The sequence below is a fragment of the Bradyrhizobium sp. STM 3557 genome (assembly GCF_045571465.1).
Lineage (GTDB): Bacteria > Pseudomonadota > Alphaproteobacteria > Rhizobiales > Xanthobacteraceae > Bradyrhizobium.
On record NZ_CP120697.1, the window covers coordinates 1,330,885 to 1,350,242 of the forward strand.

Here is a 19,358-nt window from a genome sequence, read left to right on the forward strand (position 1 = left end):
TCGCGCAATCTCGCTCTCGCTCGGCCCGTCTGGAGCTTTGGCATGTATGTCGTCGCCAAGATCTTCAATGCGTTCAGTGCGTTTCCGGAGTCTTCCGCACGCCAGATCGATACGCTGGAACGGCTTGAGGCATGGCAAGCGTCGGCCCAAAGCTGATGGGCAATCTGCCACATGCGGCCCGCAACGCTTGAACAACATCGGTCCGGGAAGGTCGGTCGCGCAGTTGCCGTCATCGAACGGATGGCCTGGTCAATGTACCCGTCCAGCAGCTGGGCCAGATGTTGGCTCAGGTCATGTAACCGGGGCAAAGCAGCCACGACGAGAAGGCCTTAGGTTCAAACTCAAGGAGTGCCAGTATGGCCGATATTACTGCAGCTGATCAGGTCAGGAATAGCGATCCTGGGACCTCGAGCGGCGACACTCCCAATATGGAAGTGCAGAATGCATTCCAGAATGCGCTCGCCAACTTCATGCTGGCCGTCCTACAGGGGGCCGAAAGCGACCTCGTGTCCGCGATCAACGACAACACGAGCGATCCGGACGCCGCCGGCTGAGCGCAGAGTCAACCTCATGGAGTCCGTTGCGCCGGATCTGGGGTGACGACGTCACTGCGGAGCAATGCGGTTTAGGCGCGACGACGAGATTCCCCGCCACGTGTTAGGGTGTGTCTATCCTAAATTTTGTGTCGGGGTTTAGGCGGCTGGCTTGGCCGTCTTCCGGATCGCATTGGAAGAAATGCGGTCCGCATTAGTGGTCCAAATGGTTTGGACCACGGCAATACGTCAGGAGAACATCGATGACTGATGCGACGACCCCTCCCAGCATTGGAGCCGGCCAAGCTGGCGACGTGAATGCTGGTAACAGCGACATCAACGCCGAAATCGCGCAGATGCAACAGGCCTTCGAAGTTGCCACCAAAACGAACCTGCAAATCACCATCGTAAAGACCATTGAAGGCTCGAAGGAGACCGCGGCCCAGCAGCGCCCGAATATCGGCTGACGTACTTCCGCATTCGCGGGATCGCTCGCATTTCTCCCTTGCGAGCGATTTCGTTGCGGGTTGCAGCAATGGGTGGTGACTGCGCCGGCCCAATACGGACAAAACAAACTAGAAATATTATCATGGCAATCGATGCTTCGGCGGTTCTGGTCGTTGAAAGCGGTGTGCATCAAACTGCATCCGCCGCGCTTGTGGCTGGTCGGAATCGGGTCGGTCATTCGGGGGAGGATGATATCGTCATCTCCGATTTGCGCGACGGCGCATGTTTCGCCCTGGAGAATGGCAGCCATGGCATCGTGCTCCACGCCATCGATGGGCCAATCGAAATCTCCGGCCGCCGAACCCTGAAACCCGGACAGTCGAGGCGTTGTGCGAACGACGCGCGCTTTCGCAGCGGTGGCGTTGCCTTCAGATTGGAGATTGCGCCGTCCGTTCCCGATGCGAATGTCGAATCAATGCGCGCCGGATCCAGCCTGCGCATGCCGATCCTTGCCGCCGCCACGTTGGCGGCAGTCGCGCTGGCTGGCTTCGTGTCATTCAGGCCGGCGCCGGCGGTCCTGCAATCGAATGATGAGACGGAAACGACAGGGTCGATTCCGGCCGCATCGAGTCGAGATGGGTCATCCGTACGCCAAAAGCAGCTTTCGGCCCTTGAGAGTCTGCGGCAGCATCTCGCGACCGTGGACTTGGGGGCTCTTGCGCTGACGGCGCGGCCGGACGGCGCCATCGAGGCGCGCGGCGAGATTTCCAGGGAGCAGGAGGCCGCATGGCGCGACGTCGAGCACTGGTTCGACGGCATCGTGAACGGGCAGGTGGTGCTCGTCAACGCGGTCAGCGTCGGTGCAACGCCGAAGCCTCTTGCCGTCCAGGCAGTGTGGCCCGGGCAGAATCCTTATGTGATCGATGGCGACGGCAACAAGCATTTCATCGGCAGCGTGCTGCCGAGCGGATGGACCGTCGCCGCCATTGACGAAAGCCACGTGCTGGTCAAGCGCGGACAGCAGACACTCGCGGTGCGGTTCTGATGCGAATCTCGCCGTCTGCCAATGCGGTGCTGGAACGGATCGCGTCCCGGCAGGAGCTGATCCTGGTGGGGCTTCTCGTGCTGACAGTTGGCATGATGATCCTGCCGGTGCCGGCGGTGCTCGCCGATGTGCTCATCGCAAGCAATATCGGATTGGCCTTCCTGCTGATGATGGTCGCCGTTTACATCAGCGCTCCCGTCCAATTCTCGACGTTCCCGACCGTCATTCTGATCACCACCGCCTTCCGACTTTCGCTGTCCATCACCACCAGTCGGCTGGTGCTGGCCCAGGGTGATGCCGGAGAGATCATCCGAACGTTCGGCGAGTTCGTGATCGGCGGCAATGTCGTTGTCGGTCTCGTGGTCTACCTGATCATCACGATTGTCCAGTTCGTGGTGATCACCAAGGGCAGCGAACGCGTGGCCGAAGTCGCCGCGCGCTTTACGCTGGACGCGCTGCCTGGCAAACAAATCAGCATCGATACCGATCTGAAGAACGGCGACATCGATCCGAACGAGGCGCGCCTCAGGCGGCAGGCGCTTGGAAAGGAAAGCCAGCTTTACGGCGCCATGGACGGCGCGATGAAGTTCGTCAAAGGCGATGCAATCGCGAGCCTCGTGATCATCGTCGTCAATCTCATCGGCGGCATCACCATCGGCTGTCTCGAGCGGGGGTTGCCGCTCGGTCAGGCTGTCCAGACCTATTCATTGCTGGCGGTTGGCGACGGCTTGATTGCCCAGATTCCCGCCCTGCTGATCTCGCTCACAGCGGGCATTATCGTGACGCGGGCTGCGTCGGATGACGGCAACAACCTCGGGGGCGACATCATTTCTCAGCTGACCAGTGAACCGAAGACGCTACAGATCGGCGCGTCGGTTCTGGGGGCTTTGGCTTTCGTACCGAATTTTCCCGCGGCTGTGTTCCTCGTCTTGGCGATCTTGCTGGGCACGGCCGGGTGGGTGCTTGCCGCGCGGAAAAAGGATGAGGAGCGGCGCTTCGCGGAGGCCGGCGCCACCTCGACGAAGCCCGAAGCCGCCCAGCTGCTATTGCACCTGTCTGGGTCGTTCGATGAGGCCGTCGATCGAACGATGGACGCCGTGCGATTGGACCTTGGACGATCCCTTGGCATCGCGGTGCCGCGCGTGCAGATCGCAGGTGACAGGCTGGCTGATCCAGGAACATGGCGCCTCGATGTCAGCGGCGTGCCCGCAGGCCACGGTAAAGCGGACAATATCGACGATCTCGTGCACCATGCACGGCAATCGATCGGCCGCATCGCCAGCCAGTTCGTCGGCATCCAGGAAACTCAGATCCTGCTGGCCAGCATGGAGCCCGCCTACACCGATCTCGTGCGAGAGGCGACGAAAGCTGCACCGCTTGTCCGCATGGCGGAAATCCTGCGGCGGCTACTTGATGAAGGTGTCTCCGTTTCCAATCTTCGCTCGATCCTCGAGGCTGTGGCGGAATGGGGACCCCGTGAACAAAACACCGCGGTTCTGACGGAGCACGTGCGCGTCGGCCTGCGCCGGCAGATCTGCCATGCGCTCGCCGGACCGGAGAGGATCCTGTCCGTGATCCTCATTGATGCCCCTTTGGACGCGGCTCTGCGCGGCGCCATCCACGCCACGCCGGCCGGGACGCAATTGCTGCTCGATCCGGCGGCGTCGAATCGCCTTCTTGCTGCACTACACGATCTTGCGACGTCGACGCCGCAGGCGGCCATATTGGCCTCATCCGAGATCCGGCGGCATCTTCGCAGCTTGCTTCACCGAGCGGGGAACGATCTGCCTGTGGTGACACACGCCGAGCTTCCCCAAGACTTCAAGCTCGATGTGCTAGGAACATTGCGGCATGATCAGATCATGCCGGCAACGGCTGAAGGTCGTCGCGAGCCGCCGCATCTGGTCGCCGTTGGAGAGCGCGCCTAGATAGCGATACGCTGCCGCTCACCCGTTCGGGCGTTTCGCATTCGCCTCTGCAGTGGTGAGTGAAGGGCTTAGAACACGCGTCTTTCATTGCGTCGGCTTGCCTGAACAAGACCACCACGGGTGTGTGCGTCTTGCAGCGCGTGGGGCGCCATGATGCATAAGCGTGATCAGCGGGTCGGATATTGCTAGGTATCACACACAGGTGACTGCGGCGTGAGTAAAGTGTCGCATCGCTTTAATGAACCATGCCTACTGCTCCTCCAAGCGAGCGCGGACATGCACGTCATTGTGAGGCCGCACAGCTCCCGCTAAGCACCAACATCTTCTTCGTGGTGCCGACCGGACGTACCGCAACCTGCGAAGGGAATGATATGGGTGTGAATGTGCGGGCCAGCAGCGCAGCTGACGATCTGAAGGATTTGGGGTCCGAACCGAAGAATGGGATGGACGACCTTTCCAGGAGCTGGACGCAAGCGGTCGCACTGTTCAATGCCTCGCCAGCAGGTGACAAGAGTGGGAGCGGTGGCGTGCATTACCAGGTGCTGGTGGCCGAGGGCGATGGAGGCCCCGGTGACCGGCCTCCCGGAGCAGTGCCGCCGGCGGTCCATCCAAACCCAGCGTTCAACCCGAAGACGGACGACCCGAACTTCGTCCCGCCGGCCCCCTACAATTCGCAATACACGACCATCACGAGCGGGATAGGCTCTGATCAACAGCAAGCGGTGGCCGCGCTCGAGGCGCCGCTCGACGCGGCAACGCTGTTAGCCAACAACTGGAATCGGTGGAATCTGGGCGAGATCGATTGGGCGCATCCGCCGACAACCCTGCCGCCCGAAGCCCTGAACGCTTTGGCCTACATCGAAAGCAATCGCGCGCTGTTGAATGCGATCAAGGCCGGCGGCGACAATGGAAACATCGATGGGCCGATCACCAAGGACTCGTTGAGCAAGTTCGTGGGGCGGGCTTCGGTGGATCTGGATCAGGCCACGAAGGATTTCCAGGCCTGGCAGAAGGCGAATCCAAATGCTGACGCGACCGCGACGGAATTGGCGCGATCGGCGGCCCTTCTCGAAGCCAATGCGACCTTGCTGTCGAACGCGGCGGGATCGAGTCAGCCAGGGTGGTCAGGAAACGTGTTCAATGCGCAGGACCTCTTGGCATTGGCGTCCAACAATCCGGATCTCAGTCCGGAACTGACGGCCGCCGCCAAGCTCTGGTCCGATCCCGGCATGCTGCGCCAGATCGATCAGGCGGGCCAAAGCCCGCTCTCCGTCGCCGACGGTCTGGTGAATGCGGGCAACATCGGAGCGTGGCTTACGTCCAACGCGCCGGGCGGACCGAATTCGGTGATGGATTTTTTCAATCTTGTCGCATCGCGTGACGCGGTCATCAATGTCGATACGTCAAAGCTGACGTCCGACGTGTTCGAGCATCCGGAGAACTACTCGGCCGAGCAGAAGGCGGCCGTCTTGCAGGAGCTCAAAGACACTCAGGATCGGATGACTCTCGACAACCAGTTGCAAGTCACCGATGTCGGTACGCAGGAGGCCGACGGGATCAATCCGAATCTTCTGAAAACCAATGATGATCTGCAAAGCAAGATCGACCTGCTCTCTGCCGATCCCGGCGTCCAGGACTACCTGTCCAAAGCATCGACCAGCGCGCTGCAATCGCTGGTGAGTGCCGATCCTGGCCTGAAGAACGCGTTCAGCAATGCGTTTGCAAAGTTTGAAAGCGGCCAGACACTGAACGATGATCTGAATGCCAAGGACGCGAAGGGCAATCAGGTGGCGGTCGGCATGGCGTTGCACACCTATGTGGCTCAGGCCGGCTTCTTCCAGCTCGCGATGGGGCAGAAGGGATCGCCCTCCGCGGATCTCGATCTGACCGCGATCGCCAAGAAATCCGGCAGCTACGACAAGCTCGCCGATTATTACAGCTCTGAGATCGTGAGCGGCAAGCGGCTTCAGGAACTGCTCGACAGCGGAGAAGATCCGGTCAACGCGTCCGCTGAGTTCTCACAGGAAGTCGAAGCGTTCGGCAACGTGATCGATCCTGCCGTCGTCAAGTCTGACGCAACAGCGCTGCAGAACAATTTCCAGGACGTGCTGAGCGAACATGTGTTCGAGAGCCTCACGCCGCAGCAGATCGAGACCGTCCTCGGCGATGGGCACGGCAACCTTGATGAAAAAAAGGTCAAGCAGTTCATCACCGATGCCGGGAAATCAAATCCGGACCTGTCCGGGTCTGTCGACGTCTCGACGACACATGCCGGGCTGGCGTTCCACCTCATCAAAGCCGTATGGGACCTCGTCCGGTCTGGCGAACGGCTCGTCGATGTGCTCAAGACGGCGGGAAAGATGAGCCTCGGCAGCAACGCCTGGCATGATGCCTATAAGGTCGGCTACTTTCATGGCGCAACTGCCATTCTGGGCGGCCTCTATCTTGGCCTCTCACTCGGCGGGCACAGGCCGACGGATCCGGGTCAGATCACCGCTGACGTGGGCGTCGGCATCAACACGTTCGGCGTGCTGACGGTCGGGGCTGGTCGCTTCATCCGGAGCATCGATAGCCGCGCCCTGGCCGATGCAAAACAGAAAGTCGCTGACGCGCGGAAAGCAAAGGATGTCGCGGATCATAAGGTCGCCAATGCGCAGGCGGATCTCGATGCCGCGTTCGCGAAGCTTAATGATGCTGCGACTAAGGCCGATAACGCCGCAACGGACGCAGACCGTACGAGGGCGCGCGACGAATACAACAAAGCGCACGAGTGGGTCGATTCGGCAATCGACCAAGTTGACAAAGCGAAATCCACTGAGAAAGCCGCGGATGAGGCTCTCAAAACGGCGAAGGACAATCTGACCAAAGTCAAAAACACTAGCTCCGAGATTGCCAAGCAAAAGGCGCCCGCGGTTGGCCGCAACATCGGCGGCGTCGGCAATGTCGTAACCGGCGTCGGCCTGATCATCTACGGGGATCATCTCCGGAAGGCCGGCGAGGTCGCGCTCGGCAATATCAACATTGCGCAAGGTGCATTCATGACTGCGGTAGGCACCGCGGACGCCTTGGATGGAACGATCAAGTTCCTTGGAGGCTCGCTCGGCAAGATCACCGTACCGCGGGTATGGGGGATGGCGACCCTCGGAGATCTGGCCCCCATCATAAGCACGTCGCTTGACGTGCTTGGAGCGATCGCTGGGCTTGGCCTCACGGCAGCGGGCGTCGCGCTTCAGCTCGCGGCCGAAAAGAGGCAGGCCGTGAACGAGACGCGCACGGTGGACGCTACGCTGAACAAATACGGCCTCAATGGAGGTCCAACGACATTCCAGGATATTACTGGAGCGGGTCCGCTCGGAGATCTCACGCCGCTTCCCAGTGGTACCGCAGGCTCCACAGGAGTTTCGGGAGCGCATTCGCCTGCATGATGTCAGTGGACATTGAAGCTCGGAAAGTGCCACTAGGTCCTGTAGGACAAGATCGGTCGCGGCTACGGTCGGATTTACTCCCTCGCGCACGCGCGACGGCCAGACCGACCCCGAGTGAGCCTGCCGATGACGGATCGTGCGGAATTTGGTGTTGCTACCATGCCCGAGACTTTGCGTCTCGGGCATGCCCCTCGGTGAGTGCGAGCGAAAGCGTCAGATCCTTGCGGGCCGCTGAGTTCTCTGGATCGTACTCGATGGCCTTGCGATAGGCGTCCTGTGCGTCCGCATGCTGGCCCATTGCATCAAGAGCGACGCCCCGTCCAATTAGCAGCGGCACCGACCGAGGATCTTGCTGCAGCCCTTCGTCGAACGCCGCCACTGCCTCGGCAGGGCGATTTGTTGCCACGAGCAAACGGCCCAACGTTGCGTCAAGCTGCGTGTTCGAGGGATCTCGCTCTTTTGCCGATCGAAGCGTGTCGATGGCCTGGTCGAGTTTGCCCTGCTCGGCAAGCGAACGCGCAATCCCGATCTGGGCCGCTGCGGAACCCGGCTGCAGGTCCGCGGCACGTCGATAGAACGCGGCGGCGGCCTCAGTGTCGCCAAAACTCTCCGCGGCATTGGCGATCCTGATCATTGCGGAAGGATCCTGGGCAACCAGCTGCTGGTGTTGCGTGGCCGGGTCGCTGGCGCAGGCTGCCAACACGACGGTCGCTGCTCCGAGACCGAGTAATCTAGTCAGCATGGTATGGGCATTCTTGCAAGGCGCGCATCGGATCTGGTTACGGGCTACGGGTGTTCGGGCTTGTGCTCGAATTGACTGGCGCCGTCGGAGCTGTCGACGAACCGCTCGAAGCCCCTAGTCCCGAATTCAGGCCAGCCGACGTGCTCGCTCCAGGGAGCTGGCTTCGGCGATTCTCGCGCCAGGACCGCATGCCGTCGGCGAGATAGGCGCCGTCCGCAGGTCCCAGCCTGGAAGGAGCGACCAGGTCGGCCGGGTCGACCACCATTTCGGCCAGATTGTTGTCTTGCACGCAGTGGGACAGACTTGAGAGACTATAGGTGGGGTCGTCTGGGAAGGCGGTCTCGATGGCGGCGGCACAGTCGGCCGGAATTGCTGTGGTTCGAAATAGCGCCACTGTTGCATAGCGCGAGCGCCTCTCCAGCGAGATCGATCCCACGATGTGCACCGGATCAAGTCCGAGGCCGATGAGGGTCGATTTGAGCGCTTTTATTTGCGCCGCGCTCGACGCGACAATGGAAGCGCGAACAGCCTGCAAGTTGCCCTGTGCAATCAAATCGATCCGTTGCCGAAGGCGAAGCTTCGAGGCTTCGGAACCTCTCGCCGCGACGGTCACGTCCTCACGGGCGGTGACCAGCGTCACCGGAGGTGTTGCCCCGAAATCGGCAGCGCCATCGGCGCATCCGCCAAGCAGGACCACGAGGCCGGCCACGACGACAAGAGAACGAGTCATTGGAAGACGAAACCGTTATGAGCCGGCGCAGGGCGAGGCGAGGACGGAGCGGGAGCGGAGCCGGCTGGGCGCTTGAGCGCGCCAACCCTGCCAAATGCAGCTTCTTCGAGGTCGGAAGGCGTCCTAATGTAGCTGTTGGTATCCGAGGGATTGTGTCCAGGACCGACCGGTTGAACGAGGTAGGGGCTGACGACGATGACCAATTCGGTTTGATTCCGCTGGAACTGATTGGACCGAAACAAGGCGCCCAAGACAGGAATATCGCCCAGCCAGGGAAATTTTTGGATATTATTGTTGTTGTTGTTTTGAATGAGGCCGGCAATTGCGAAACTTTGCCCGCTGGCTAGCTCGACCGTCGTTTCGGCCCGCCGCGTGGTGAGTGCCGGCACCTGCACGCCATCCAGCCTCACATTGTTGGAATTGTCGAGCTCACTGACTTCGGGGCGAACCTTCATGCTAATGTGCCCGCTTGAAAGAACTGTCGGCGTGAACGCAATACTGACGCCGAATTGCTTGTATTCAAGGGACACCGTTCCGAGCGATTGAGGAACCGGTATGGGAAATTCGCCGCCGGCAAGAAACGTCGCGGTTGTCCCCGATACGGCTGTCAGGTTCGGTTCGGCGAGCAGTGTCACCAGGCCTTCGCTTGCCATCGCATCCAGCACCGTCGTCACATTAGCGTGGCTCGAGGCCACACTTCCGAAGATCCCGTTCAATCCGTTCGTGGTTAGCGTCGAACCGGAGCCGGCAAAGCGCCCGGATTGCAGCCCGAATGCAAAGTCGCCCGCCGAGAGCACGGCCGACCAATTGAAGCCGAGCTCACGGGAAACCGAACGGCTGACCTCGGCGACCCGTACTCTAAGGTTGACCTGCGGTGCTCCATTGACCTGGAGCTGGTTGGATAGTGGCACGCCGGGTCCCAGCGTTCGTGTCGCGGTATCTTGCAGACGCTCGGCGGTCTGGGCATCGGGGACGGTGCCTTTCAGCACGGCGCCATTGGCCGTATATTGCAATTGAACCGAAGCGTTCCCGGCTTCTGACCGAATTTGCCCGTCGAGCTCAGCCTCCGGAAATCTAACGTCAACGCTGTACGCCACGACCGGTGTGCCGTCCTTTGCGAGCACAAAAAGCGTGGTGCGCCCGGGTTTCTTTCCGAACACGAAGAGACTCGATGGTGTCGGGGTCTGGATATCGGCGATGTTCGGGTCGGCGACGAATTCGCTCCCGGCATTCTCTGGAAGCCGCAGAAGCGTGCCTCCCGAAACGGTGATCTTGATCGACTTGGTCGCGGTCACGGTCACGGTCATCGAATCGGCTGCTTCCGCACCCTGCGTCAAGCACGAAACCAGCAATCCGAGGCAGACGATCGCCACGCGGAGCCCAGGTGTCACGGATTGTTTCGCGGGAGCGTTCGCATTTCGCACGGTCGAACTCGTATTGAACATCCGATAGCGGCTTGCCCCAAGCGGCCCGGCACGATGAATTTAGCGGCGACGGCTCTGCCACCACGCACTCTCGGTCAACTTCTGCCGCGAAATCTCTTCAGGGGAATTCCACCCGGCTGATCGACGAGCCGCGGAAGACGGTCACGTGCACCGTCCCCGGCGTTGGCGAAAAACTCGCTGCCACTTGCTTCACCACTGCGACATATCGCGGAGGGCCCGAAACGATTGCAGAGCTGTTTTCCCGACCGGCCCGCAACTGATAACGGCGATCAAGGAAGCCCGCAGTTTCCAGCGCGCTTCGCAGCTCGGAAAAATCTGTACCCTTCAAATTTATCATTTCTGTCTGAGCCTCGGACTTGGCGCTGACCAAGATCGCGACTCCGTCATAGTACCAGTCCAGCCCAAACGTTGCGGTCAGATGATCGAGGAACTGACGGGGGAGGGCCGGCGGCAATCGGCCGTGCACTCTTCCTTGAACCGCATCGGATAACGCTATGCGCAAGCCGGTGTTGACGCCGAATTGTTCCAGCACGATGCGCAGATCCTGGTCCACCACGACATAATCGTAGGATACCGTGGGCCATTCCGGTTCGGCGGCGCTCACCGTTGTCCCTGAGCAAAGCGCGCCTAGCAAGCTTACTGCGGTCAGAGTCGCGCGCATTACGTTCGGCTCGTGCCTGAATAAATTCACCGAGATGGCCTCCGCGCGGTCGAGCGATGCGTGATACATCCGTCCTCATTCGATGCCGTGATGACAGTCAATAACCCGCATTGATGATCGCATTTCCGAACGGATCCGTGCAAGGGCTCTCGTGGCGGCTCAGCGCTTCCTTTGAAATAGAAATGCTTCATTTGTAGCTAATATGATTTTGCAAATTGCGTCTCGATTCGGCAGAGTCACTTAGAAACGCGGGATTGCCATGATCGAAGTTGTTGGAGCGCTTGCCGCTGTTCAAGACACGCATCCGTCGCCGGCGACAAATGCGGGCGCATCGGAGACCGCACTGGAGCGGCCCACCCAACATCAGGTGGATGAGTTTGCACGCGCGATCGAGGTTTCTGCGGTCCACGAGGTGAGTGCCGGACCGGTGCCGTCCACTGGCGGAATGGCTGCCGGTGCTGCCCATCAGCTCGAAAGCTTTGCCTCTCATTTAAAGGTGTTCGAGGTCCAGAACCATCATGCGGGGTCGGCCGCATCGTCCGATCAGCCACCTCTTGACGTGCCCAATAGCTCGGTTGCGTCCGATGCGATCGCGCAGATGGATCGCGCTTACACCTTCGCAATTGAGGCAACGATGGCCAGTCGCGGCCCCACAGAAGTGACCAAAATACTGAATACGCTGTTGAAGGGCCAGTAATGCGGCGCTCTGCACGGCACTGGTCGGCCCGCGGTCTCGTCTCGGCTGCGCTGCTTGTTCTTGCGGGGTGCCAGACAGAACTTTACACGGCGTTGCCTCAGCAGGAGGCCAACGAGATGTTGGCTTTGCTGTTGCAGGGCGGCCTAAGTGCGTCCAAATCCGTCGCCAAGGATGGCACGAGCTCACTCTCGATTGATGACCGGCAATTTGCAGTTGCGGTAAACCTATTGCAGGCAAAAGGATATCCGCGTGCCAAGTTCAATAGCATCAATGATGTCTTCCAACCCAGCGGGCTGATCGCTTCCCCGCTTCAGGAGCAGGCGCGGTTTTTGTGGGCTTTGGGTCAGGAGTTGTCCCAGACCGTGTCGCAGATCGACGGAGTGCTGACCGCCCGTGTCCAGGTCGTGCTCCCCGACAATGATCTTCTCAAGCGCGAGCCTATCCCATCGGCCGCCTCAGTCTTCGTTCGCTACGACGAGTCCAGTCGCGTTCCGAGTCTCGTCTCGCAGATCAAGATGCTGGTCGCCGATAGCGTTCAGGGACTGAGCTACGACAAGGTATCAGTCGTTCTGGTGCCGGTTCGGCACGCGGACGTTCCGCCGAGGTTGATCGAGAAGGGTGGCGACTGGCGGTTGTCGTGGCTTATCGGAGTAGTGTTGGTTGCAGTCGCAGGCCTGCCTTTGGTCATGTTCCGTCGACGTATCGGTGAGCTGTTGGCTCAGACAAAAGCGCCGTTGGCGGAGAGCACAAAGTGACGGACGCCGCGTTGCTGCAATCGGCATCGTCCGATCGACTTGCGTCGGTCCTCGGCTGTGGCATTTCGTCCACCTTGGTGGACCAACTCGTGCACACTCCGCGCTTTCGGGATCGATTGTTCGGTCTGGTTTTGCGGCGTCTGGGAGAGGTTGGCTGCTTAAGCCGCGAACAGGCGAAGATGCTGGCGATGCAGCCTGATCAATTGATTGAATTGTCGCGTCGGGCGGGGAGCGTGTGGCATGCGGGTTCTATCATTCGCATCATCGATGGCGCGTCCCGTCGTCTGCTCATTTCGCTTCTGGGCGAGAGGAACTACGCGTTAGCACTCGTTCGCGCTGAGGCTCGGCCGCCGGGCGTCACGGTCGACCTTACGCCAGAAGACATTGCGAAAGCTGTTGCAATCGATGGAGCCGCCTGTCTGGCCGAGTGGTGCGAGCAGCAACCCTGGGCCGTGTGCGGCCGGCTGAGATTGAAGAGGCCGGCGGCAGCGCCGGATTCCGTTCATCGGACCTGGGGCCCACAAATTATAGCTCACTTGCTTGCGGATTAGCGATGAATCCGATCGTGCATTCCGACTTCATTGTCCGCGGCGATGTGCTTGACGCCCATAAGGAAGCGTATGCGATTCTCGCGGACGCCAGAGCCAAGGCGGAGCAGGTGAGGGCGGAGATGGACGCCGAGCGTGACCGCATCTTCGAGGAGGCGAGGCGGCAGGGGCTGCGCCAAGGCATAACCGAGGCTGCCGCGATCATTATCAATACACGTCAAACGATGGACGCCTTTTGGGTCGAGCGTGAAGGCGAATTGACGGAACTAGTATTTGCCGTTGCTCATCGAATCATCGGCAGCTTGCCTGCCGATGAAGTCCTGGTTCGGTTGGCGTCTGAGGCGATCGCCGAACACGCGGCCAACGTCCAATTGACGCTGCGCGCTGCGCCGGAGACCGCGGTGCTTCTCCGCGACGCCCTGACGAGTTCCCCACAGGGTTGCCGCGTGACCGTGCAGGTGGATGCGAACGCGGCGCCGGGAGAGTGTTCCCTGGTGCACAAGAACGGCCGGACCGAGCTCGGGCTTCTGGGGCAATTTCGGGCGATGATGAACGGCCTCCCCAATGATCGGTCGAATGTGGAACCGCAAGGATGACCGCCAGAGATCTCGCTTCGCGATTGAGCAGCTTGCGGTCCGAGGTGCGGAATTTGCAATCGCGGCCGATGCGGGGATCCGTGTTGCATGCGTCGGGCGCGGTCCTGCGCGCTGCTTTACCCGGAGCACGGCTGGGCGAGCTTTGTCGACTCCGCGATCACGGGCTGGAAGAGGAGATACTCGCCGAAGTCATCGCGCTCGATGGCGAGGAAGCGGTCATGGCGCCGATCGGCGACATGCTGGGGCTGTCTGCGGGCGCCGAGGTCGAGCGGACCGGCACGGTGCTGCGCGTCCCGGTGGGAGATGCTCTGCTCGGGCGTGTGCTCGACGGACTTGGTCGGCCGCTCGATGGACGGCCGCTTACCTCATGTCCGTTTCGGGCAGTTCGCGCCGAGCCCCCCTCGCCGCTGCAGCGCCGGATTATCAACAAAGTGCTCCCGCTGGGTGTGCGGGCGATCGACGGGCTGATGACCTGCGGCGAAGGGCAGCGACTGGGGATCTATGGTGAGCCGGGTGGTGGGAAATCCACCTTGCTGGCGTCGTTGGCGCGCGGCGCGCAGGTCGACGTCATCGTGGTGGCGTTGATCGGCGAGCGCGGCAGGGAAGTGCGCGACTTCATCGAACGTCAACTGGACATGCAGACGAGAAAGCGCACCGTACTCGTGGTGGCGACCTCCGACCGTCCGTCGATCGAACGCGTCAAGGCGAGTTATGCGGCAACGTCCATCGCCGAAGAGTTTCGTGACCGTGGGATGCGGGTGCTGCTGGTGATGGACAGCGTGACGCGCTTCGCACGCGCGCTGCGCGAAATCGGGCTTGCCGCTGGCGAGCCGCCGACGCGGCGGGGGTTTCCGCCTTCGGTCATGGTTGAGTTGCCCCGCTTGCTGGAACGTGCCGGCCTCTCTGCGTCCGGATCCATCACGGCTTTCTATACGGTGCTTGTGGAGGGAGATGGCACCGGCGATCCGATCGCCGAGGAGACGCGCTCAATCCTGGACGGCCATATCGTGCTGTCACCGAGTCTCGCGAGCTCCGGCCATTATCCGGCGATCGACGTGCTCGCAAGCCGCAGTCGCGTCATGGACGCCGTCACTGATCCATCTCACCGCACTCGCGCAGCCCGCGTTCGCGAGTTGTTGCACGTCTACAACGAGATCGAGTTTCTCGTCCAAGTCGGCGAATACAAGAGAGGCGCCGACCCCCGCGCCGACGCAGCGCTGGCCAGCGTCGAGCGCATTCGCAGCTTCCTGCGCCAGGGCTCGCGCGAGGTCAGCTCCTTGCAGGAAACGCAAAAATGGCTCGCGCGCCTCACCAACTGACCATACGTCGCTCCGCATTGCTACTCGCATCTCAGCGCAGACGGGAGAGCCACCGGCGAGGCGACGTTCGCCGCGCAGAGCGGGTGCGTGAGGCGGCCGCGGCGCTGGAGATATCCGAACGTGAGCGGCGGGATGATTCAGTCGCACTTGGCGTTGCGCGGCTGGCCGAAGCGCACGAAGCCGTTCGCGGCCGCGTGATAGAGCAGCACGAGCTGAAGCTGTTGATGGCGCTCGAGCAGGTCCTGCACCGAGAAGCGGTGACGGCTGACGCGGCGCTGGCCAAAGCCCGGGAAAGTCTCCAGGAGGCGGACCTGGCATTGGTCGATGCGATGTCCCGCTTGCGATCGGAGGTCCGGCTTACCCGTAAGAAGGAAAGCCTGGCAGAGAAAGGGCTCACCGCCTGGCGGCGGGAAAATGAGGCGCGTGCTGAAGCGGAAAGCGAAGATCAAGTCGCCGAACGTTGGATCGCGACATGATGCATCGCGCGTTCGCGTTCCCCGAATACAGCCGCGTCGAGGCTGCCGCTCGTCGCGCGCGCAGCGTGCCGCGCAGGGCGCTGAAGTTCGATGAGGTGCTCTTGGGCGGCAAACCGTCGCAATTGTCGGTGGATGAACGCCAGCGCGATCAGACGGGAGATCAAGCGTGTATGGCGCTGACCTGGGGCGTGGATCGTCTTGAATTGCGCTGCCCGGAAAGTTTGCCGCGAGACGTTCTGGCGGCTCTCGATCCCTCGCTGGAGATTGAGGTGATGTCCCCGGATCTCGCAGCACTGCTTCTCGAAGCGGCGCTGCTGCCCCGCATTCGGAGCTTGGAGTTGGCAACGGGGCGCGACATCACGATAGGTAGGTTGAAAACTGCCAGCAGCGAACCCTGTCCGCACGGGTTGCGTCTTCTGCTCGAGAACGAAACCCAGTGTTGGCACCTCCTGCTTTCGACAGAGCTTGGTCATGGCGGACCGGATCCGCTTGCGACGCTGCTGGAGTTCTGGCCGGTCAAGCCGCGAGACATGAGTTGCTTCAACCTGCCCATGGCATTGCGGATTGGATCAACGCAGTTGTCCCATGCTGCCTTGCTGTCCCTACAGTTGGGAGATGCGGTTCTCCTGCAAAGCGGCGATGGCAGGCACGGCATGCTTGTCATCGCCGAGAGTTGGACAGCGATGGCCGAGCGGCATGCTCAGACATGGCGGCTGCTCGAAGCGCCCGGACCAGCTGCCGAAAGAGAAAGAACGGAGTGGACGATGCGAAGCGTTGAAGCGATCGAAGTTGCACCGGAAGGCTCGTCAGTCAGCGATCCGGATCAATTACCCGTTCAGCTGATGTTTGACGTCGGCCGTTTGGAAATGACGTTGGCGGAGCTGCGCGTATTGGGGCGAGGTTCGATTGTCGAGCTGGGCCGCCGGATCGTCGAACCCGTGCGTATCAGCGCGCAGGGGCGCCCGGTCGGATGGGGTGAATTGGTCGATGTGGACGGCTTGGTCGGGGTGAAAGTCACCAGGCTGTTTGACTATGAATGAAGTGCAGCCGAATTTTCTGGCGATTATTGTCGCGATTGTTGCGCTTGGCACGCTGACCTTCGTGGCCGTCACCATGACGAGCTTCATCAAGATCTCCATCGTCCTGTTCATCTTGCGTAATGCGCTTGGCCTTCAGCAGACCCCGCCCAACCTCGTGCTCTATGGGGTGGCTCTGCTCTTGAGTGGTTATGTGATGGCGCCTGTGGTCAACAAGGTTTATGCGGAAATGACCGTTCCTGGACAGCATTATTCGACCGTGAGCGACTTCAGCGACCTCGCCAGCCGGGCCCAGGTGCCGGCCAAGGACTTCATGTTGCGCTTCATCACTCCGGGCGAAAGAGAGTTCTTCGCAACCGCAACCGCAAAGGTGTGGGGAGCCGATTCAGGATTATCACCCACGCCCGACAACTTCGTCATCGTCGTTCCAGCGTTTGTTCTGTCCGAGCTCAGACGCGCATTTGAAGCGGGCTTTCTGTTGTACTTGCCGTTCATTGCCGTTGATCTGACGGTGACGGCGGTCTTGATGGCGATGGGAATGTCGGCGGTTTCACCAACGACAATTTCGGTGCCATTCAAGCTGTTCCTGTTCGTCGCCATCGAGGGTTGGACGCGATTGATGCACGGCCTCGTGCTGGGCTACGCGACGTGATTACTGGATGACGCAGACCGCTCTTATAGACCAGCTCGCCGCGATGCTGGGCATCGTGCTGGTCCTGGCGCTGCCGCCGCTGATAGCGGCGATGGTCGTCGGGCTGATCGTCGGCATACTCCAGGCGGTGACACAGGTGCAGGATCAATCGCTTCCAATCGCAATGAAGCTGCTTGCCGTCATTGTCGTCATCATCTTTGCCGGACCGCTGCTTGTGCAGCCGCTTGTTCGCCAGTCGGGCCTGTTGTTCGATAGTTTTCCGACCATGGCGCGGTAACAAGGTCATGGCAGTAAACTCCGGCTTGGATTTCGAGGTAGCCTGGCATTGGCTGCTCGCGTTCGGAATTGCACTTGCGCGCCCGATCGGGCTGTTGTCGTTCAACCCGATGTTCAATCGTGTCCCTCTGACCGGCGTGATCCGCGGTGCCGCGGCCTCCGCTCTGGCGCTTCCAGTCGCCCCCGTGATTGAGGCTGCGCTCCCCCGCGACGGCCTCGGCCCGATTGCAATGGTTCTATTAACCACCAAGGAAGCCATTGTCGGGTCGGTTCTTGGATTCGTGCTCGGGATGCCTTTCTGGGCTCTGGACGTCGCAGGCGATGTGATGGACGCGCAGCGGGGCGCTACGCAGGGCAGACTTAACGATCCGGCCGGTTTCGAGGATGTGTCTATCTCTGGCACGATGCTCATCATGATCGGTACCGTTTTATTCGTGATGAGCGGCGGCCTTGAAACACTGACCAGTCTACTCTGCGACAGCTGGACGGTCTGGCGACCCTTCGGCGCATTTCCCCAGCTGAACGACCGAACGCCGCTGCTGCTTCTCGGCATGCTTGACAGGATGACACGTCAGGGATTCTTGATTGCGGCTCCGGCCGTCTTCGCAATGCTGCTGGCTGATGCTGCATTGTTGGTGTTGGCGCGCATCGCACCACAAATGCGCGTCGATGACTTGGCTCTTTCGCTACGAAATATCGTCTTCTTTATCGTGATGTTGTTCTACGCAGCATTTTTGTTGGTCTACGTCCGTCAAGATCTCGTTGACTTACCACGTCTGTTCGACCTCATGCGCGTCTCCGAAGGCGCGCCATTGTGAGTGGGCAAGACAGCAGTGAAGAAAAGACGCTGCCGCCGTCCGCCAAGAAGTTGCGGGAAGCGCGCAAGAAAGGCCAGATTGCTCATAGTAAGGAAGCCGTCACCGCGGTCATCACCACGACGGCGCTCGGATATCTGCTGATCCGCTTTCCCTCCAGTTTCGCAAAGCTCAGGGACGGTTTGATGGCAGTTCCGGATCTGTACGACAAACCGTTTGAAAGCGCCGTCGCAGTCTTGTTTGGTCGGTTGGGCACCGACATCGCATTGACCGTGCTGCCGTTGGTCGGATTGCTCGTGTCCGTTGCCATTGTGACGAACATCGCAATCAACGGGGGCATTGTCGCAGCGGCCGACCCCATTATCCCGAAGATGGAACGGCTCGACCCTGTTGCTGGATTCAAGCGAATGTTCGGGTTGAAGACGCTCATTGAACTTGCGAAGTCGGCTGTCAAGATTGCCGCAGTGGGCATCTTGTTATGGGTCATCACGATTGCTGCGCTTCAGGCCCTGATCGAGATTCCGGCATGCGGACTTGATTGCGCAGCGCTGAGTTTCGGGACGCCGATTGCCCGCCTTCTGTACATATCGGTCGCCCTGTTTGTGTTGCTCGGCGGGTTCGATATCAGCTTGCAACGGTGGCTATTTCTCCGTGACATGCGCATGACCAAGACCGAGCAGAAGCGTGAAAGAAAGGACAGCGAAGGCGACCCTACGATCAGGCGCTTGCGGCAGCAGGTTCGTCGTACCGGCTCGGCTTCAAAAGCCGGTCTCAGAAACGCGACTTTCCTCGTCCGCTCGGCCGACACCGTATTGGCCCTGCGCTATGCCGCTCCAGATGCGATGGTTCCGGTTTTGGTGGCGCGAGGGACGCAAGATCAGGCCGCGAAGCTATTGGATGAAGCAAAGAAAGGCAACTTACCCATTGTATTCGATGCAGCGGCGGTCATGCATGTGGCTCCGCGGCTCAAAGTGGGACGCATGATCAGTCCTGACATGTTCCAGCAGATTATTGGTTGCATGCGCGAGGCCAGGGTCATTTGAGCCGCGTTGCGCCAGACACCAAAACGTTTTGACCCGCTCGCGTTGAGTCAAGCCTCCGTAGCAGCTAAGCCCATCTACAGCGCACCTTGATCGCTTCTGGTATGTACTGAATGTCAATTTCGCCGCCTTCATCGGCGTCACCGGCATCGCATTTGGACTGTTGGTCGGGCTCGAAAAGATCATTGGCC

At 60.6% G+C, this 19,358-nt stretch carries 20 protein-coding genes; 16 read left to right on the top strand and 4 right to left on the bottom strand.

Translation table 11 applies throughout. From position 1 onward, the window contains the following. Positions 1 to 356 precede the first annotated feature (356 nt). From P6U24_RS05975 to P6U24_RS05995, 5 genes are all read left to right on the top strand, one after another. Positions 357 to 554: a hypothetical protein gene (locus P6U24_RS05975; RefSeq protein WP_407158250.1), complete on the top strand. Its 198-nt coding sequence runs from the start codon at positions 357 to 359 to the stop codon at positions 552 to 554. Between the two features lie 242 nt (positions 555 to 796). Continuing rightward, complete coding sequence (locus P6U24_RS05980; protein ID WP_407158251.1) at positions 797 to 1,000, top strand: hypothetical protein; 204 nt, start codon at positions 797 to 799, stop codon at positions 998 to 1,000. 122 nt (positions 1,001 to 1,122) lie between these two features. Next, positions 1,123 to 2,025: a hypothetical protein gene (locus P6U24_RS05985; protein WP_407158252.1), complete on the top strand. Its 903-nt coding sequence runs from the start codon at positions 1,123 to 1,125 to the stop codon at positions 2,023 to 2,025. Further along, positions 2,025 to 3,953, top strand: coding sequence for an FHIPEP family type III secretion protein (locus tag P6U24_RS05990; RefSeq protein WP_407158253.1), 1,929 nt, complete (start codon positions 2,025 to 2,027; stop codon positions 3,951 to 3,953). The genes P6U24_RS05985 and P6U24_RS05990 overlap by 1 nt, the downstream gene beginning before the upstream one ends. A 371-nt stretch (positions 3,954 to 4,324) precedes the next feature. Continuing rightward, a complete protein-coding gene (locus P6U24_RS05995; RefSeq protein ID WP_407158254.1) occupies positions 4,325 to 7,378 on the top strand; it encodes a type III effector HrpK domain-containing protein in 3,054 nt (1,017 codons plus the stop codon). Positions 7,379 to 7,532: 154 nt separating this feature from the next. Here P6U24_RS05995 and P6U24_RS06000 read toward each other — a convergent pair whose 3' ends face one another. From P6U24_RS06000 to P6U24_RS06015, 4 genes are all read right to left on the bottom strand, one after another. Further along, on the bottom strand, positions 7,533 to 8,012 hold the full coding sequence (locus P6U24_RS06000) for a tetratricopeptide repeat protein (protein ID WP_407158255.1): 480 nt from the start codon (positions 8,010 to 8,012) through the stop codon (positions 7,533 to 7,535). A gap of 145 nt (positions 8,013 to 8,157) precedes the next feature. Next, positions 8,158 to 8,850, bottom strand: coding sequence for a CpaD family pilus assembly lipoprotein (locus tag P6U24_RS06005; RefSeq protein ID WP_407158256.1), 693 nt, complete (start codon positions 8,848 to 8,850; stop codon positions 8,158 to 8,160). After that, positions 8,847 to 10,157, bottom strand: coding sequence for a type II and III secretion system protein family protein (locus P6U24_RS06010; RefSeq protein ID WP_407158257.1), 1,311 nt, complete (start codon positions 10,155 to 10,157; stop codon positions 8,847 to 8,849). Before P6U24_RS06010 ends, P6U24_RS06005 begins: the two co-directional genes overlap by 4 nt. 235 nt (positions 10,158 to 10,392) lie before the next feature. After that, positions 10,393 to 11,025, bottom strand: a complete 633-nt coding sequence (locus tag P6U24_RS06015; RefSeq protein WP_407158258.1) for a nodulation protein NolW — start codon at positions 11,023 to 11,025, stop codon at positions 10,393 to 10,395. Positions 11,026 to 11,215: 190 nt separating this feature from the next. Between P6U24_RS06015 and P6U24_RS06020 the strand changes: the two genes are divergently transcribed. The 11 genes from P6U24_RS06020 to P6U24_RS06070 all read left to right on the top strand — a co-directional run bounded on the left by P6U24_RS06020 (position 11,216) and on the right by P6U24_RS06070 (position 19,170). After that, positions 11,216 to 11,653 (top strand): hypothetical protein, encoded by a 438-nt coding sequence (locus P6U24_RS06020; protein ID WP_407158259.1) that lies wholly within the window; start codon positions 11,216 to 11,218, stop codon positions 11,651 to 11,653. After that, the gene (gene sctJ / locus P6U24_RS06025) at positions 11,653 to 12,408 is read left to right on the top strand and encodes a type III secretion system inner membrane ring lipoprotein SctJ (RefSeq protein ID WP_407158260.1); all 756 of its coding nucleotides are present in this window, start codon (positions 11,653 to 11,655) and stop codon (positions 12,406 to 12,408) included. Before P6U24_RS06020 ends, sctJ begins: the two co-directional genes overlap by 1 nt. Further along, positions 12,405 to 12,959, top strand: a complete 555-nt coding sequence (locus P6U24_RS06030; RefSeq protein ID WP_407158261.1) for a hypothetical protein — start codon at positions 12,405 to 12,407, stop codon at positions 12,957 to 12,959. Before sctJ ends, P6U24_RS06030 begins: the two co-directional genes overlap by 4 nt. Positions 12,960 to 12,961: 2 nt before the next feature. Beyond that, positions 12,962 to 13,552 (top strand): hypothetical protein, encoded by a 591-nt coding sequence (locus P6U24_RS06035; RefSeq protein WP_407158262.1) that lies wholly within the window; start codon positions 12,962 to 12,964, stop codon positions 13,550 to 13,552. Then, on the top strand, positions 13,549 to 14,871 hold the full coding sequence (locus P6U24_RS06040; protein ID WP_407158263.1) for a FliI/YscN family ATPase: 1,323 nt from the start codon (positions 13,549 to 13,551) through the stop codon (positions 14,869 to 14,871). The genes P6U24_RS06035 and P6U24_RS06040 overlap by 4 nt, the downstream gene beginning before the upstream one ends. A gap of 83 nt (positions 14,872 to 14,954) precedes the next feature. Continuing rightward, complete coding sequence (locus tag P6U24_RS06045) at positions 14,955 to 15,347, top strand: hypothetical protein (RefSeq protein ID WP_407158264.1); 393 nt, start codon at positions 14,955 to 14,957, stop codon at positions 15,345 to 15,347. After that, positions 15,344 to 16,387 carry a FliM/FliN family flagellar motor switch protein gene (locus tag P6U24_RS06050; RefSeq protein WP_407158265.1) on the top strand — a complete coding sequence of 348 codons (1,044 nt, stop codon included), beginning with the start codon at positions 15,344 to 15,346 and terminating at the stop codon, positions 16,385 to 16,387. Before P6U24_RS06045 ends, P6U24_RS06050 begins: the two co-directional genes overlap by 4 nt. After that, complete coding sequence (sctR, locus tag P6U24_RS06055) at positions 16,380 to 17,036, top strand: type III secretion system export apparatus subunit SctR (protein ID WP_407158266.1); 657 nt, start codon at positions 16,380 to 16,382, stop codon at positions 17,034 to 17,036. The genes P6U24_RS06050 and sctR overlap by 8 nt, the downstream gene beginning before the upstream one ends. Positions 17,037 to 17,043: 7 nt before the next feature. Then, positions 17,044 to 17,313, top strand: a complete 270-nt coding sequence (locus P6U24_RS06060; RefSeq protein WP_407158267.1) for an EscS/YscS/HrcS family type III secretion system export apparatus protein — start codon at positions 17,044 to 17,046, stop codon at positions 17,311 to 17,313. 7 nt (positions 17,314 to 17,320) lie between these two features. Further along, entirely contained in the window at positions 17,321 to 18,130 is an 810-nt protein-coding gene (sctT, locus tag P6U24_RS06065) for a type III secretion system export apparatus subunit SctT (protein ID WP_407158268.1), read from the top strand. Further along, positions 18,127 to 19,170, top strand: a complete 1,044-nt coding sequence (locus tag P6U24_RS06070; RefSeq protein ID WP_407158269.1) for an EscU/YscU/HrcU family type III secretion system export apparatus switch protein — start codon at positions 18,127 to 18,129, stop codon at positions 19,168 to 19,170. The genes sctT and P6U24_RS06070 overlap by 4 nt, the downstream gene beginning before the upstream one ends. The last annotated feature ends 188 nt before the right edge of the window (positions 19,171 to 19,358 follow it).